Here is a 15,949-nt window from a genome sequence, read left to right as displayed (position 1 = left end):
CTCATTGTGGGAATATATTTCATCCGTTTCTTTTAAATCACTAAAAGAAGTAGGTATTGAAGAGCTACGATAAGTAGTGTGAGAAGGAGTAATGTTACCGACTTAGTTTTATACAATAAGAAGAAAATGGCTAAAACAGAGAGCATGATTTGTAATCCTTGAAAGGTTACGAACGTCAAAGGACTTTTGTATTTATAACCTCCATTACTTACCATTGCATCTGAGCCTAGCTTATAGCTTCCTGGACTTTCCATGTATGAAAAAATTTCAGAAATTGCCAGTACCACAATTCCGATTGGAATTAACGCAAGAATTAATCTAAAGTACTTCATGGTAGGGGAGTTGCACGTTTAGTTAATGAGGGAAACGATCGTTTGTCGCTAAGTAATAATTGATACTGGCTTCTATAAAACCTGAAAATGTATACTGTGTTTTCTCAATACATTCTCCGGGAATACCGGTTCTGCCTTGCTTTTCATAAAGCCAGGTATAATAAACATCCGGATCATCACTGTCCTCATTCAGATCAATAAAGTAAAAACTTTCAGTATCTGTTTGATAACCAAAAGACCATATGTTGGGGTAGCTGAAGGAATATGGCAAGTTGGCAATTATCGTCAACCGTTTTTGTTGAACTGCATTATAAGTTGGAGAACTCCCTACTCCGGAATCAAAATGTGCGCACTGTTTTCCTGTTAGGAATAAAAACTCTTTAAGCGTTTTAGGAAATGGCTTCCCGTTGGCACAGAATTCGGTTTGCAGCGCAAGAATTTCTGTTTCTGTCATTCCAATCGGCGGGATTCCCGGACCGGTTAAATACTGTTGTAAAAGGTGTAAATATTCTATTGTCATTTTGTGAGTTTTTGGATATTACAGATACAAGATTGAGACGTATGACAATTAACAATATGATCTGCGTACTCATCTAGATTATCTAAAAAGTTTATAAATCAATATTTCCAACCTGTCATTTCTGAAGTGATTACCACTGCCATTCAAATCTGTTAAAATAACACCATTATATATCGTGTACAAAATAGTATAGTAATATTTGGTATTGTTTGAATCAAGGAGAATGATATCAAAAAAGCCAACGTTTACTTTTGTGTTAACACGTGTTTTTATGTCTGATGAATGTTTCATTAGGTTGATTATCTTTTCGATTTCGTCTTTATCTTCAATCAGAACTTCTTTTTTTGTTAAATGTGCATGACTACAGTTCACTTTGTTGACAATCTTAATCTCAGTTATAGTTGGAGTGTCAATTGTGATTTTTTCGTTTAGTTGCCCTCCACAACTAATCAGGATTAAACTCAGACAGAGATAATATATGTTTTTCATGGTTACTCTATTTCGTTTTTTGATTGTTTTCACTGGAAGAAATCTGTAAATCGACTGAATTGTTTTAGTATTTAATGTTTTAACTAAGGGCATTAAGTGATAATAGGGGCATGGTTTACTTCGATTTATATTTGTCAAATTCAGTTCGGAGTAAACTTTCCAATTCATCAAATCGTATTTGTAATGAGCTAGATATAATGTATAGAGGAGAGTTATATTTTTTCATATTCATAATCATTACGTGTTTAATAAATCTGTTTTTGGCAAATTTGATATAGTTTTTTGGGGTTCGAACCTGAATAATCAGGATTTTAGTTGACGCTACTTGAATCGTTTTAAAGCTTTTGATATCCTCCCAGGGAATAAGACCTACACTTGTTGCAGAGGAGTGATCTGTAATTCCGGATTTGTCAATAATTAATCCTACATTTTTATCAAAGAATTTTTTGACTATGAAACCAAGACAAATACCAAAGAAACCAAGTCCGATACTACTTATAATTCGGATTACTTCAGGATTTCGGAAGAGTGGAGAGGTGAAGGTTTCGGGAGTGATTGTGCCAAAAATACTTGCAACTACCAGTATGAGCGCTCCTAAAATGAGTAGAATAAGTTTTTTTCTACTGAGAGGAATTTCTATTCTGTTTTCATGATTCGTATTCATTGCTGATGTTGTGTTATTCGTGATGAAATACTCTGTTTGGTTTTACAACAAATCTAATTTATCCTCTTTCCAGAGACGTAAAGTTGTTTGAGCTGTTAATCCAGTGATACTAGTTAATCCTGACAACTCTTGAAGCGTCTTTTCTGCAAGATCAGGAGTGCTCTTTAAAGAAAACGTAGCAGCCCAAAGTCTTACATTTTCATCATCATGACTTATTAGTTCTCCAAATATATTTTGCCAGTTTTGTTTCCTGGTCTTATCATAAATAGATTGTAGTCTTTTATTCAGCTTATTAGCTTGTTTATGATCGCCATTAGCAATTGCCTTCCCGTGTTCAATAGCTTCTAATAAAAAAAGCTTTTTTATTTCTTCTCTTGTCGCGAAAGTATTGGGATTTGTCAATTAGGAACTTGTTAGAAATAGATTGTTATTATTGGATATGCTGCTATTAACAAAGCTAGTATAAAATAAGTAACCCACTTTCTTGTTTGTGTTCTTTTTAGAAGAAAAAGGAGTGTAATTGCAAAAAGAAAAAGGGAAAATACGCTGAACAAAACATAAATTTCTTTTGATGTGTGTATTGAATACCACGGATAGAATTCAGCACCAAAATAATAACCATAACTATCTGTGAATACATGGATCAGATCGAGTAGTGTCAGAAAGATTACGAAGGAAGAAAATAATCCAGCGAGTATTTTGAAAAATAAAAAAAGAAGTCGTTTCATATCGGGTTCATAAGTGCGTTTTTGAATCTGCTTTTTGTGTATAAATTGTTCCATGTTGGAAAAGTCGTAGAATTACATGAACTGATTCTACTTGTAGGGTAGTGTTAAGTGACTCGTTTCGTTTTGTAGTAAATTTTTATCAAACGATGTAGATAAATAGGTAGGTAAATGAATGACCTTAAACAGACTATCAATGGATTGATCAGTTAATGTAATTTTTTTAGTAATAATTATTTCAGAGTTACCTGACCGATGATAGCGTTCGATAAAATTTAACTTTCCATCAGGAAGAAAGTGAAAGGAGTATCCTTTGGGTTGATGGTTTACAATAAAAGTAGCTGACGTAATTTTTCCGGATTGATCAAATAAGTATGTCCACCCAAAAAGGATTCCACTTTGGTAGTTCATAACCGAAAAGAGATAGCCTTGTTTGTCGTACATGAGAGATACCCCATCAGGTGTCCCTTTGTTCTTATCAACTGAGTATCGATATTCTACGTTTCCTTTTTGTTGACCTGTCACTTCTATGAAATAGTGCGTACTAGATATGTTTACAACAGAGTGTATTTTTCCATTTGTTTCACGAATCGTATCACCTATTGTATATTGCGTATCCTTTTCACAAGAAGAAAGAGAAACAATAAGAAAAAATAAGATTGTATTTTTTTTCACTCTTTTATATTTTTATTGCCAGTAAGTGAATGATTCGCAAATGACCTCTCTCCTACGAGATCAATAAGTAGACGAAATAACGGAAAAATAGCTTCTAAAGCTTCAACCGGAGAGCTCACAACTAAAAAATGAGCACTTAATGTATATGAGGCTCCCTTTTTGCTTCCATAGAAAACCGGAGAAAAATCAGCTCTTTCAGAAATACATTTTCCTAATTGTAGTAACTCCGTTGATTTTATTAACTGAGTATTTATTTCTGGTTCTGAACACTTGATTTTAAAGGGTGTGTTTCTTTTAAATAATCCTAATATTCTATCCTGATGCTGAATAGATAGAGGAGCGAAACTCAACGGAGTGTTACTTGTTGCCTGTATTTCGCAGGAAAACCGATTCTGAAAACTTTGAGAGTAGTTAACGGCACTAGCCTTATTAAATTCAGATAATTTCCATTCATATCGGATTTCAATGTGCCAATCTTTATAAGGGATCGATATATTGTAAATTTCAAGAGGCATATAAGTATTACCATTATACCATTTTTCACTGCGGAAATGTAGAATACCGTTTTCCCGGTCAATAAATTCTTGAAGTGATTCATTCATTATTATAATACTTTTGAGATACGACCAATTAATTTATCTACTCTATAAAACTTCTAAAAAAACGGTAGTATAGTTTTCTTCGTCTTTTTTTAACCAAACATTTGGGTGCTTCATTCCGTTTTTTCTTAACATCATTTTTGGGAATACATCTGAACTACAAACATTACTTAAACCATTGTTCTTTTTCTATCTCAATCAGTCGATTATCTGTTAGTTTATATTTTCTTGCATACGAATTATGATAATCATCTTCGTAGAAAGGATTATGTTTAAGTATACTATCGGTTACTTGAGGTAAATTTTCAGGTAAATATAAACCATATCCGGAACTGATTTTATAATCCCAAATAAGAACATAGGCTTCAGTCAGTTTAAAACCTCCTCTTAGAACATAATTGTTTGAATCCAGACTAATTCCCGGGTTAAGAGAAGCATATATTTTTACTGTAGAGTCATTATTTTTGGTGGAAAAGCCTGTTTCAATAAACCATCTTGAACCTAAAGTACCCTCATCGTTGATTACTTCTTGCTCAAAATCAAGTAAAATCCTCATTAATGTATCGCTAATATAGTCTGGAGTTTGCTGTGTCAGGATAGTACTATCTTTTGTCTCAATGATTTCATCAGAACTATGGATAGTCCTGGCTTCTTTGTTCGTGCATGCTACAAAGAGTAATAAAAGTAGAATGTAACAGAAATACTTCATTTTTTGCATACAATTTATTTTATTCAAAAAGAGGGGGACATTGCATTTTGCTTTTAATTACTTTAACTAAATATGCCAAAAGGATAATTCCAACACCAATTAATTTTATTGAAAGATAATTATCAATTGTGATGAAAAAAATTACAGAAAGCACTATGAATGCGGCTAAATCGGTAACAAATTCTTTCTTTTGATACACCGTAATAAAAAAAAAGAAAACGGCAAATATCAAAAACAGGATTAAAGAATTCCCTTCAATTCTGTGGTAAGTAAGTATAAAGTAAATAAGTATCAAATTGAATACTGTACCTAGAAAGGACATAAATGTTTTCATTTCTAATTGTTTGAGTTTTTCTGCGAGTCAACTAAATAAATATAAAGTCGAGGGAAAAGCTCTTCAAATCTTTTTCCCTTGTAGAGAGATAAATTTGTTTGTAAAAAGCCCCTTGAGATATAGTCTAGTAAACGTGCTTTATCCAGAATACTTAATTTTAAAATGGAGTGAATAAAAGTTTTTTCGCCCACTAAATCAATCAATTGAATGATAACTTCCCCATGAATCCAATAATCTTCGATTTTAACGGGGAGTTTAATTAGTTGTACGATCGAAGATTCATTTTTCTGAATTGCGCTTGATAACAAAGAACAATATTCTTCTTCTTTATTAAGGTTTACATCTTTCCTTACATAAACTTCCTTTATTTCCGGACAAAAAGTTGAGCGGTTAAATAATGATAGTTGAGACAAGAAATAAATTAAAAAGGACAACGTAATTCCCCAGAAAGCAATCTGATACAATCTCAGAGACAGTTTTTCGGGAAGATTTAAAAATAGTACCATTCTGTTTTATTTACGTATACCATAATATGCATTAATAGATTCCAATAGTTCGTCATAAAAATTGTCTATTAAGGAACTATTCTCAACGATCATTTGATCTATTACAAGACCTGTATTCGAAGAGGATTGTATGGTTTGGAAAACAATGTGGTTCGTATAGTCAAATTGTAGTTCAGATAAAGCAAGAGACAAAGTGTAGGGGAGATAGAAATTTTCATATTCCGGTTTTTTGTCTTTCTGTAAACCTTCATAATTATTATCTGAAACGAGTGTATGGATAATAACAGAAAGTTCTTTATTAGCATAAATGGATTGAATTAGTTTATCACTTTTACGTCCTTTTGAATTATTTGAGTTGTTATATTTTAGTTGAAACCCCGGAGGTAAATCCTTTTTAAAGGAATCACTTCTTTGTTGTCTGTATGTATTTAGACTGGCAATGATTTTTTTACCAAGTATAGAGTCGACCCGTTCCGAAGAAAAATAACAGGCAGTTTTTAAAACGAGGGCATTATTTTCTTTAGCAAAAAAGAGGAGATGAGGGTTATAAATATCCTCTCTCTCTGTTATATCTGTAACGAGTATGAGATTACTCGTGTCTACAGGAATAATTTGTGATGCTTTTTTCAGACCCTGTAAAGTCAACTGATGATTGAGAGGATAATAGTTATATGCATTGTGTTGATTTTTTGTCGTTGAAAGATAATTGTAAACGAACCAACAACTACCAAAAACGGTAAAGGTAAGAAGTGTTAGGAAAACTGTTTTAGTACTGAATATTCTCATTTTTATTTGTCTGGGTAGTGGGAATCGCTGATTTAATTTATATTACTACTTTGCTTTTTGGAATACTAACAAGTTTAGTACAGCACTTTTTCATTTAAGGCTCATATATTCCTTTATAATATTTACTTATAAGTTCAGAGATCATCGGAGTTAATTTGCTTCTATAACGAAACTTTGTTTCTATTTTGTCCCAATATTCATCATCATACTTCATTTCATCTTTAGTAGGATGATAGAATACTATAACAGGCATTTTTTCATGAACAAATACTATTCTGGTTGAACTATTTGCCGGGCGACCAACATATGAAATATTTAGCCATTTTAAATCATCAGTAATTTTTTTTCTCTTGGAATAAACTTCCACTTTTTTACCTTTAAATGATTCAAAGTTTTCTTTTGAAACAAAAAAGTAATTACCACATTGCTTCATTTTATCTCTTTTAACCGAAATGTCTGGATGGCAGGATATTATCCCCCATCCCTCGAAGTTTTTAGGTAGATGTAATTTTTTTATCTGTACTTCCTGCTGAGAGTATATGGAGGGGAGGATGTTCATGATTAGTAGTAAAATGCCAATTTTTCTCATATAATTTATTTTATTCAAAATATGTGTCTTTCATTGTATTTTATATATTCTTAACCAAATAGTCTAATAACTTAGGAAATCTTTTTATTGATCCTTTTTCTTGATATTGAGGCAAATTTGTTTCGATTAAGCCTATTGTTATAAATGAGTAAAGTCTATATTTTTCAATTGAATTTAACTTTTGGGCAATTTGTATAAAAAAATCTTCACCTAAAATATCAACCAACTGCACCAGTACTTCACCATGATTTGAAATGAGGTCTTCAGAAATATCCAAACAGGAAAGTTTACTAACAGAAAACGAGTCTTTATTAATGGATAACTTCACTAAGTTGCAATAATCTAGGTTGTTATCGTTTTGAACAGTAATGATCTCTCTGACATAAACCTCCTTAATAGTCGGACAGGCCATAGGTTTATTTAGATAATGAGAATCTGAGAACTCATAGATTACAAAAAATGTGAACATTCCAAATAAGATAACGGAATATATAATTTTACTTTTTATTGAGGTTTTCATTGTTTTTACACGAATTGGATTTAAATAATGATTTAATACAGGTTGTCCAGATACCTGTCCGCTGCATCAAGCTATCACCCTGCGCCGGGGCGGGGGAGATCTTCTGTACTACTTGTTTACTTATTAAGTGTGATTTATATTATTGTAATTTCCCGGTTTTCATGAATTCAATATGCTTCGTTGTAAAGGGTTCATAATCGTAATAATTTGCAACTTGTGTCCTGTAAACATCAACCAAATCAACTTCGTCAAAAAAGTCTATATGATCTGAGATTCCCGAGAAAAAACTGTAGCGAAATCCTCTTTTATCAATGACAAAAGGTTGTTTATAGGGGTGGAATGTATATACGGTATCAAAAGCGAACTCACCTCCGATTGAATCCACAAAATGACGTAATAGAAGGAGATCCAAAAAAGCAAAATGTTTCTCAGGTACTTTTTTGCGTTGTTTTTTTGTTAGAATAGAAGAAAGTTCATAAAGTTTCTCATCCGTAATCGTTTCCAGGTTCACGCCATACGCCTCCTCAATTTCCTGTGCAATATACCCCCACTGATTATCCAAATCATCGATGATGGGTCTTAGTCGTTCATGGATATTGGCTGTTTCATATCCCAAGTCGGGATGTTTTTCAGATTGCATAATCTGCTCTAATGGTTCTAAGTCTTTAGATAAAAGACAATAGTCTCCCAACTCAGGGCATAGAAGAAACTCGTTTGTAAGTTTAATTTTTAAAAGCTTAACATGGGTATAATAGTTTACGACTATAGCTTCAAACCCACTTCCATCATAAGGAGGCTTTGTGTAAGCTCGTTCGGATACACTAATCCGGTCTACTATAATGTATTTTTCCATATTCGTGCTATAATGTATGGTTGATTGGCAACCGTTTAATAAAACAAAAAACAGGATGATTACTAGATCTTTTCGTAATGAGTTAACCATAAGTTTCTCATAATTAAGAGTTTTTTCCTTTGCTAAATTCATCCTCACGGTACTTACAATTCATACATCCGATACGATCAAATTACTACCGGTTCCAGTTTAATCTCTCAAATACCAGTTGTCTTTATAGTGTGTATAAGTATAACCTTTTTTTAGTTGTTTTTCATTTGTTTTTGAGCTCAATCTCAATAAAACAGCAGGAGTATTTATTTCGAATGGATTAATAAAAACGTTATTGTTACTGTCAACTCCCAAAAGACCAAAGTCATATTTTCGAAACGAATAGACCAAATTACTAATGGTTTCATCAGTGTAGTAATCCTCAATGCCACTCTTTTTTAGCAAGTCTCTATTGATATTTGTAATACTATTTTGTTGTAAATCATAGGTTACAAAATAAACAGGTAAGCTATTTTCAAATTTATGGATTAGGTAAATTACTTCATTGTGATCTTTCTGACGAATAGTTACGAAGGCATTTTTAAACTCAGAAAAATCCGTTTGGTTATACTTCTTAATGAAAAGGTCTAGATTGTTCGTTTTCTCTTCAGAAGTCATACGATTGTTACTTTTCTGATTACAAGAGAACAGAGCTAAAACGAATAATGATATAGATAAAAACTTCTTCATGATTATCTTTGATTTTTTTGGGATTAATTTTTGAGGTAACCGGTTCAAAAAAAAACTATTGTTTTACGTGACTAATTGCTAGGTTGAGTAGCTTGAATAATTGTCTCTTTATTTCAAAACACGTGTATTTCATTACATCTTATATACACTATGACTCAAAACTAACCGATCCGTTTTTTCTTAACCTGAACACCATTTTGGAATACTACCTTATTTTATACCAGTTGTCTTTATAGTGACTATACTTTGAAGAGTCGGGATTTTTGTCATTACTACTTATTCTCATCATTGTTGGTGGACCTTCTTGGAAAGGGTTAATATAGACATTTCCGTATTCATCGGTTTGTAGTAGATAGACATTTAGTTTACAATAGAGTGTTACAGATTCTTTAATTTTTGCTTTTGTAAGGTAATCATCATGACATGATTTTAAAACAAACTGATTATCAATTTTTGCAATAGATAAATTGTCTTTGGTCATATCAACAAGGTAAGGAGAACACTTTCCCTGGTAGAGGTTGACAAAGTAGCGAAGTGTATTATTTTCTCCTTTTCCAACATAATAAATAGACAAATTGGTTAAAGGTGTTAAATCAGTACTATCGATAGTCGCAAGTATTGTGTTGAGGTCTCCTTTCTCTTGATTTTTAGTATTACAAGAACTAAAAATAGTAAAGAGTAGTAATATACTAATTAATAGTTTAATCATTTTCCACATCTTTTGTTTAAACAAGAGGAAGAGCAGTAGCGACATTTCATCAGGTGTAAGTTTGATACGCTACCCACCACTTATTTCATTAGTTTGCTCTTATACTTTCTATTTCTCTTTTAATAAAGATAGAGCACGCTTGGGCAGCAGAATCAAATTCAAAATATTTACTATTCTGTCCATCTGAATTAATATTACCAACTACGTACTTATCATTATCTTTCTTAATAAAGTACCAACCATCAGTACTTCTTTTATTTTCAGACCAAGAAAGCCAATACTCAATGCAATTTGAATGGTTCGTTAATTCTTGTAAAATAGTACTTTGGGTTATTTTACTATAAACATTGAAATAACCTGTATTTTGTAACAGCGAATAAATAGAATGATTATTATCCTGAACAAATTCGAATGGAAGAAACAATATTTGTTTAATTATGTCTTTTATACCCATATTCTTTTATTAGTTGTGTTCCACTACTGTTCGGTTTACCCCCCTTACTTATTAGGTAATCCAGTTCCTTCCGGAAATATCCATTCACCTTATTAATATCTTTAACAGAATTGATAATATAATTTTTTCAACAGCAACTGTCCACGCGTTGAGTAGACTACCTAAGTAATGAGTCATTTAGAACTTGATAAGTCTTCATTAAAGGTTCATAAGCCATTTTTGTTTTGAATATACCCTCGGTATATTTCTCAGGTAAAGTTTTTGGAATATTATCATAATCTATTATTCTTTGCAAACAATTCTTTTCATCGTGAAATACAATAAGTTTATCCGCTTGTAATAGATATCCCTTTATTGGAGAGGGGGCATCTAAGTGATTAGAAGATACAAATTGAACCTTACATTGATTATTGTCAATAAAGCTATGTACCGAAATTATTTTCAAACTATTTGAATAAATGTTTAATAAAGATGTACTGTCCGATTGAAGGATGAATTGCGTAAGTTCATGCATGAAGTTCGATTGTATACGATTATCGGTTAAAACAGGTCCGCTTTTTGAAATGTTTTTCTTTTCTTGAAAAAGGTAATAGGTTCCAGTATTACTATGACATAGTGTCAACTTATTTTGATTTGTTAACATATATTTTTTTACAGGAGGAATATACTTTCCGTCAGGAGATAAAGAATATATGGGTTCAATATCTGAAATTGTATCAGAATCAATTGAATTTAGATTTTTACCAATAATCAAAGTATCAGCATCACTTTTGAGTTCTGAATAGATGGCAACGTACTTTCCATTAACAATTGAAATACCTTTAAAAAAAGAAGTGAATAATTCTTCATCCGCCAATTTAAAAAAACCGGAAGTAGCATAAAAACGCACAACAGTATCACCTAGTTCTTCATGTATATAGACAAGATATACTCCTTTTTTAGAGTGAGGTTCAGGAATGTTCCCAAATTCATTAATGAATAGAATTAAACTATCTAAAAGGGGGGAGTTTTCCTCATGATTATAAACAGAAGTTTTTTTATTTGTAACACGTTTATCTGAATTATGATTTTCACAAGAGATAAAAATCATAGCTAAGATAAAGCTAATATATATAGAAGATGTTTTCATTATACTTACTTTGGTATTTTACTTATTAGTTTACTAAAATCAATAATAACTCCTCTATTTATACTAGGATTCCAAGGAGTGTATTCATATAGGGTTTTACTCTCTCTATGATAAACGTAATGAGGCGGGAGCTTAAGTCCTTCACTTTTTAACTTTTTATAACTTCTTGATATTATTGCCATATCTCCATAGTACGATTGATCTTTCCCTCGATAACCAGATGCTCCTTTTGTCCCATTCTTATCTGGGTGAGAGTGAATATCAAAACTTAGCGACATTGTTATTATTCTATTTTTACTATTTCATCACCAACGCATTTGACCACAACAATTACTTCATTAAATTCAATACTCTCAAAGTAGTCAGGTAAGGAATAAGTTTCAACTACTGCTAAATCTGAAATATTAATTTTAATAATTTCAAGTTCTGTAATTACATAAATGAATCCATTGTATATTTCTGTGTTGTAATAGAAATAATCTAAAGAAGGTGTTTTAATAATCCTCCCTGTAGTAAATTCAAATATTACAAACACTAAGTCTATACCTATTGAACAAAGCTCCGTGCTTATCCATTTTATTACAGGTTTTATATTTTCACTTAGCCATCCTAGTTTATATTCCTTTCGACCATCAGATACCACTCCAAAAGTTCTGTCTGTTAATTTATCCTCAAATAAAGTTGGTAGGTCTAATTTTTTAAAATTAGCTTCTGATATTTCTGTTAATTTTAAGTTCATATCTATTTCAAAACGTGTGTCTTTCATTCATCAATAAATCTGGTACATAATCTTCGTGTTCTCCATAAATATCGTTAATCAAGTAAAATCTAATCAATTGATTTGGTAATTTGGATTATTTTCCAATGATCGTCTATAGTCTGAGAATATGTAACCTTAGAATAGTTGGTGTTAAGATCTTCCGTAGATTTTAAATTATATGCAATTGCCCACTCAGACCAAGAGAATTCAAAATTTATTGTTCGATTAAATTTTCTGAAAAGGATATAATTGGGGTGACATTTTATCTCATGAATAGAAGAATTCAGTAAATCTATTGTAGAGCTAAAGTCTTTCGGTGTAACCCTATTATTATTTTTAAAGAAAGTTGATGTTAAAGAAAATGATCCGTCAGAAGCTTTTATTGAAAAAAACGAGTCTAATAAATCTTTATTTTTCGAAATCTCATCAATTGAACTATTGAATATGAATTGTTTTTCAAGAAAAATATTCATGAGATTATCTGGGGCATTATTTTTACTCCTACAGCAGACAATAACAAAACTGAACAGTAATAGTAACAAGCTAGTCTTTTTCATAACGGTTTAAATAACTTTCCTCTTATTTCAAAACGTGTGTCTTTCATTGCGTTTTAGTTTTGAGATACGACCAGTCGCATAATTTTATCGTATCAGTTTAGAGTAAATTCTGTTCTTTAAAAAATGCTTCCATATCTGCTTTAAACCGTTCCTTGTCAAAGTCCTTTACTTTTTTCGGTAAAGCATCTAAGTTAGATAGTGACTTTAATAGCTCTTGAGCTAAAATCTTTCTGCCTTCTGTTTCCGTGGTAGAAATAAATTCGTCAAATAGCTCTCCTGTTATTTTTATACTGTAGTGAAACTGCTTTTCGATTTCCATTTTATCTCCCGAAAATTTATTAATCAAAGCTTTGTATTCAGTATATTTTGGCTTAAAGTCTTTATATAAATGTTCATATCCTTCTGAAGGATTAACCACATCAATACTCACTAAATATTGGTAAATATCATTTCCATAATCTCGAACTTTAATATATGCGTTGATTTGTTTAGAAAAATCATTAATGATGAATGACTTTTTTTTAGCCATATCCTCGCCCATTGAAAAGGCATCTATTCTGAGTGCAATTGAAAAATTCATTTTATCTAAATATTTTATTACCCGGTGGTAAATGTCCATTTCGCAAAAAGTAACCGTAAATCTTAGTTTTTTCCATTACCTTAATTTGAACCTGATTACCACGAAATTCAGTGAATAGTTGTACTCCGCCGACAGATTGTAAATAACCATCTGAATACCTTGTCGCTAGATTTATAGTTTCTCCATATTTCCACACATCTCCGGGGTTTAAATTCATATAGCCTGTCCCACATTTATAGCATATATAAGGTCCAGAATTTGTCGCTCTCAGGGAATACTGTACTCCTTGCGGACCACCTGCCCGTTACAGGTGGCTTTCTTGTTTATTGGTGTTATTTACTAATCAGGTTCTTTTCCATTGACTAAATAAAAAGCATCTTTCCAAAACGGAGTTAATTTAGGGTCAGAATCCTTTCTTTTAGACACTTCTACCAAAACAAATTCTCGATGTTTAGGCTCTGCTTTTTGTCGATTCCAAATAACTTTAGAACCATAAAAAATAATTTGTTCAGTATTGTCTTTTTTTACTGCGTCTTGAAAAAGAAGCCAATCATTTTCAAATCGAGCTTTTTGTTTTCTGTGTCTTCTTATTAATAGTACCAAAACAAAAATAGCAAAGGCTACAGAGATACTAAAATAAGTAGCAATAAAAGTTATTGTATCCATTAGCCTATATAGTATTTTCGTTTAATGACTTTATTTCTTTTTATGAGACATAGAACAATATGTTTTACCGACCTTCTTTATATTAAGATACTGCGACGGGGCGGGATTCCGTGGTTGAGAGTAAACTATTTCAATCTATCAAAGAACATTTTTTGACCTCAAATCTATTGTTCCTATAGGAGTATCTACTCATTTTTAACGAACTATCTCTTCATGTTTCTTGATAATCAGTTGATTTAATTTTTGTTTTCCTGTTATCAACACATTTGATATACTACCTGAACATTAGCATACTACCTTTTTTGAGACTCTATCTCCATATCGAGCTTTAAAAAGCCGTATAAGTCTGTGTTATATGAAAAAACACCGTTAACTTCAATACAATACTGAGACATGAGTGAATCTTCATCACTAAGTGTAAACGTTTCCACATCCTTGAAACCTGTAAATTCAACATATTCTGAGTGAACTCCAACTTCAACTGCAACGACTTTCTCTGTAGATTTATCCCAGAGAAATGACATAATAGCCCGAGGAACTTTCACTTTGACAACACCAATTAATTCGTCATTTTCTATTGAAAATAGTTCTATTGTAGATCCTGGCACAAATATTTTATTTGTGACTTTTACATACTCTTTTGGCAACTTTGAATCAACAATCCATTGATCCTTACAACCTACAACGATTCCAATGAGTAGAAGTGTTATTGTTAGTATTCGAATTTTTCTCATTGCTTTTTCGCTCTTCTAAGTTAATTATTTCGTCCTTACAAATAATATTGAATTTGCCAAGTATATGAAACAGGTCCATTCTTAAAAATACTCTAATTATCATCAGGGTCAAATAACAAGGTTAAATCCCTATTTACCGACGAAACTAAATTTTTAGAGAAATACTGTTTTTGACCAATTTTATTTCCGGGAACAATCTCAAAACTTAAACTCATAATTTCTTTTCCTTTAACACAGCAGGTGCGTCCTTTCGCATAAAAAGTTGAATTATTGAATCCCACTAAATTTTGCTCAAGGCTTTTACCATTTACCTGTTTTACAATCGGTCTGGAATAGAGTTGATTAAAGGTTGTTTTGTTAATGTAACCTATACCATTGCTATCTGTTAATAGGATATTATCTTCTACATTAGATAAAACTAAATCCACTCGACCGATATAACCATTTGGAACTATAATTGTTATACTCGGAGTGTGTAAATAGTATTGAAAAAATATAAATGGAAATACTATAATTATGAAGAATGTAGTTAGAAATGAAGTGTTCTTTCGGAAGTGAGTTATTAGTAGCGTCAAAAATATACTCCCTAAAACTATTGAGAGCATAACAATTTCTCCTATTACAACCCCAGGAAGGATCATACCGCTTGAAGCCGAAACAATTTTTATTTGTAATGTTATAAATAGACTTATGGCAATGAGACCGAAGAAAAGTCTGAGTATTTTGTTTGTATTCATGTTGATATTATTTTTCGGGTTAATTTCTTCTGTAAAATCTGGAAGGGTATGGGCTCAAATCATCAAAAATGAATGGAGGGACAGGGAGAAACTTTACAGGAGCTTTATGGGTATGTAGAAATGAAGGTTGAGTATATTTCATTAATTCATGACCATTGACAGAAAGTGTTGCTGATGGGAAAATATTAGTGGAACTCCCATACCATAAGTGATTTCCATGTTGTTTTATTACTAACTTTTGAGCTACATCTACAATTTTGAATCCTGCATAATTAAGCCCTGTCTCTTCTATTTCTGGTACACTAGCATGTTGCTCGTAGACGAGGCTGAAATTGTTGAAAGAGCCATCTTCATTTTTCGTAACACTAAATTCTCGTCTCTGGTTAGATCCACCTTTTCCAGGATAATAATTTCTTGCTTCGCCTACAGGAGTGCTGCCAATTAAATATTCCATTTGTGCTACGACCCCAGTTAATTCACCATCTTGATTTTCCGAAGCTGTAAGTGTAATAGTTGACGTTAGTTTGTCTCCTTCAACTATTCCACCACCTGGAAGATCAAAAATTTCACCGTCTATATAACTATTGAAAACAAAAGTTAAT

The 15,949-nt window shown here is 31.8% G+C and carries 23 protein-coding genes; all 23 read right to left on the bottom strand.

The features are described 5' to 3' along the window. Positions 1-32: 32 nt before the first annotated feature. On the bottom strand, positions 33-332 hold the full coding sequence (locus ABDZ97_RS07480; protein WP_343786104.1) for a hypothetical protein: 300 nt from the start codon (positions 330-332) through the stop codon (positions 33-35). A gap of 22 nt (positions 333-354) precedes the next feature. Continuing rightward, positions 355-852: an SMI1/KNR4 family protein gene (locus ABDZ97_RS07475; RefSeq protein WP_343786102.1), complete on the bottom strand. Its 498-nt coding sequence runs from the start codon at positions 850-852 to the stop codon at positions 355-357. Between the two features lie 78 nt (positions 853-930). Beyond that, a complete protein-coding gene (locus ABDZ97_RS07470) occupies positions 931-1,341 on the bottom strand; it encodes a hypothetical protein (protein ID WP_343786100.1) in 411 nt (136 codons plus the stop codon). 115 nt (positions 1,342-1,456) lie between these two features. After that, positions 1,457-2,005 (bottom strand): STM3941 family protein, encoded by a 549-nt coding sequence (locus ABDZ97_RS07465; RefSeq protein ID WP_343786098.1) that lies wholly within the window; start codon positions 2,003-2,005, stop codon positions 1,457-1,459. 42 nt (positions 2,006-2,047) lie between these two features. Continuing rightward, complete coding sequence (locus tag ABDZ97_RS07460) at positions 2,048-2,407, bottom strand: hypothetical protein (protein WP_343786096.1); 360 nt, start codon at positions 2,405-2,407, stop codon at positions 2,048-2,050. Between the two features lie 413 nt (positions 2,408-2,820). Then, positions 2,821-3,405 carry a toxin-antitoxin system YwqK family antitoxin gene (locus tag ABDZ97_RS07455; protein WP_343786094.1) on the bottom strand — a complete coding sequence of 195 codons (585 nt, stop codon included), beginning with the start codon at positions 3,403-3,405 and terminating at the stop codon, positions 2,821-2,823. Further along, on the bottom strand, positions 3,402-4,007 hold the full coding sequence (locus ABDZ97_RS07450) for a hypothetical protein (protein WP_343786092.1): 606 nt from the start codon (positions 4,005-4,007) through the stop codon (positions 3,402-3,404). The genes ABDZ97_RS07455 and ABDZ97_RS07450 overlap by 4 nt, the downstream gene beginning before the upstream one ends. Before the next feature lie 163 nt (positions 4,008-4,170). After that, positions 4,171-4,713, bottom strand: a complete 543-nt coding sequence (locus tag ABDZ97_RS07445) for a hypothetical protein (protein WP_343786090.1) — start codon at positions 4,711-4,713, stop codon at positions 4,171-4,173. 336 nt (positions 4,714-5,049) lie between these two features. Beyond that, entirely contained in the window at positions 5,050-5,553 is a 504-nt protein-coding gene (locus ABDZ97_RS07440; RefSeq protein ID WP_343786088.1) for a hypothetical protein, read from the bottom strand. A 6-nt stretch (positions 5,554-5,559) separates the two neighbouring features. Next, on the bottom strand, positions 5,560-6,339 hold the full coding sequence (locus ABDZ97_RS07435; protein ID WP_343786086.1) for a hypothetical protein: 780 nt from the start codon (positions 6,337-6,339) through the stop codon (positions 5,560-5,562). Positions 6,340-6,433: 94 nt separating this feature from the next. Continuing rightward, positions 6,434-6,928: a hypothetical protein gene (locus tag ABDZ97_RS07430; RefSeq protein ID WP_343786084.1), complete on the bottom strand. Its 495-nt coding sequence runs from the start codon at positions 6,926-6,928 to the stop codon at positions 6,434-6,436. Between the two features lie 40 nt (positions 6,929-6,968). Beyond that, positions 6,969-7,448, bottom strand: a complete 480-nt coding sequence (locus ABDZ97_RS07425; RefSeq protein WP_343786082.1) for a hypothetical protein — start codon at positions 7,446-7,448, stop codon at positions 6,969-6,971. A 139-nt stretch (positions 7,449-7,587) separates the two neighbouring features. Beyond that, positions 7,588-8,301, bottom strand: coding sequence for a hypothetical protein (locus ABDZ97_RS07420; RefSeq protein WP_343786080.1), 714 nt, complete (start codon positions 8,299-8,301; stop codon positions 7,588-7,590). A gap of 189 nt (positions 8,302-8,490) precedes the next feature. Further along, on the bottom strand, positions 8,491-9,021 hold the full coding sequence (locus tag ABDZ97_RS07415; protein WP_343786078.1) for a hypothetical protein: 531 nt from the start codon (positions 9,019-9,021) through the stop codon (positions 8,491-8,493). Between the two features lie 205 nt (positions 9,022-9,226). Beyond that, positions 9,227-9,730, bottom strand: a complete 504-nt coding sequence (locus ABDZ97_RS07410) for a hypothetical protein (protein WP_343786076.1) — start codon at positions 9,728-9,730, stop codon at positions 9,227-9,229. 88 nt (positions 9,731-9,818) lie between these two features. Beyond that, a complete protein-coding gene (locus ABDZ97_RS07405; RefSeq protein ID WP_343786074.1) occupies positions 9,819-10,184 on the bottom strand; it encodes a hypothetical protein in 366 nt (121 codons plus the stop codon). Positions 10,185-10,341: 157 nt separating this feature from the next. Next, on the bottom strand, positions 10,342-11,313 hold the full coding sequence (locus ABDZ97_RS07400) for a hypothetical protein (RefSeq protein ID WP_343786072.1): 972 nt from the start codon (positions 11,311-11,313) through the stop codon (positions 10,342-10,344). Positions 11,314-11,596: 283 nt separating this feature from the next. Further along, positions 11,597-12,079, bottom strand: coding sequence for a hypothetical protein (locus ABDZ97_RS07395; protein WP_343786070.1), 483 nt, complete (start codon positions 12,077-12,079; stop codon positions 11,597-11,599). A 648-nt stretch (positions 12,080-12,727) separates the two neighbouring features. Then, positions 12,728-13,210 carry a hypothetical protein gene (locus ABDZ97_RS07390; RefSeq protein WP_343786068.1) on the bottom strand — a complete coding sequence of 161 codons (483 nt, stop codon included), beginning with the start codon at positions 13,208-13,210 and terminating at the stop codon, positions 12,728-12,730. A 339-nt stretch (positions 13,211-13,549) separates the two neighbouring features. After that, entirely contained in the window at positions 13,550-13,876 is a 327-nt protein-coding gene (locus ABDZ97_RS07385) for a hypothetical protein (protein WP_343786067.1), read from the bottom strand. 293 nt (positions 13,877-14,169) lie between these two features. After that, complete coding sequence (locus ABDZ97_RS07380; RefSeq protein ID WP_343786065.1) at positions 14,170-14,610, bottom strand: hypothetical protein; 441 nt, start codon at positions 14,608-14,610, stop codon at positions 14,170-14,172. A gap of 92 nt (positions 14,611-14,702) precedes the next feature. After that, entirely contained in the window at positions 14,703-15,347 is a 645-nt protein-coding gene (locus ABDZ97_RS07375; protein ID WP_343786063.1) for a hypothetical protein, read from the bottom strand. A 19-nt stretch (positions 15,348-15,366) separates the two neighbouring features. Next, the coding region (locus ABDZ97_RS07370) for a hypothetical protein (RefSeq protein WP_343786061.1) at positions 15,367-15,949 on the bottom strand (583 nt) is incomplete at its 5' end.

The sequence above is a fragment of the Wandonia haliotis genome (assembly GCF_039523435.1).
GTDB lineage: Bacteria > Bacteroidota > Bacteroidia > Flavobacteriales_D > Crocinitomicaceae > Wandonia > Wandonia haliotis.
This window is presented reverse-complemented; position numbering and strand designations above follow the sequence as displayed.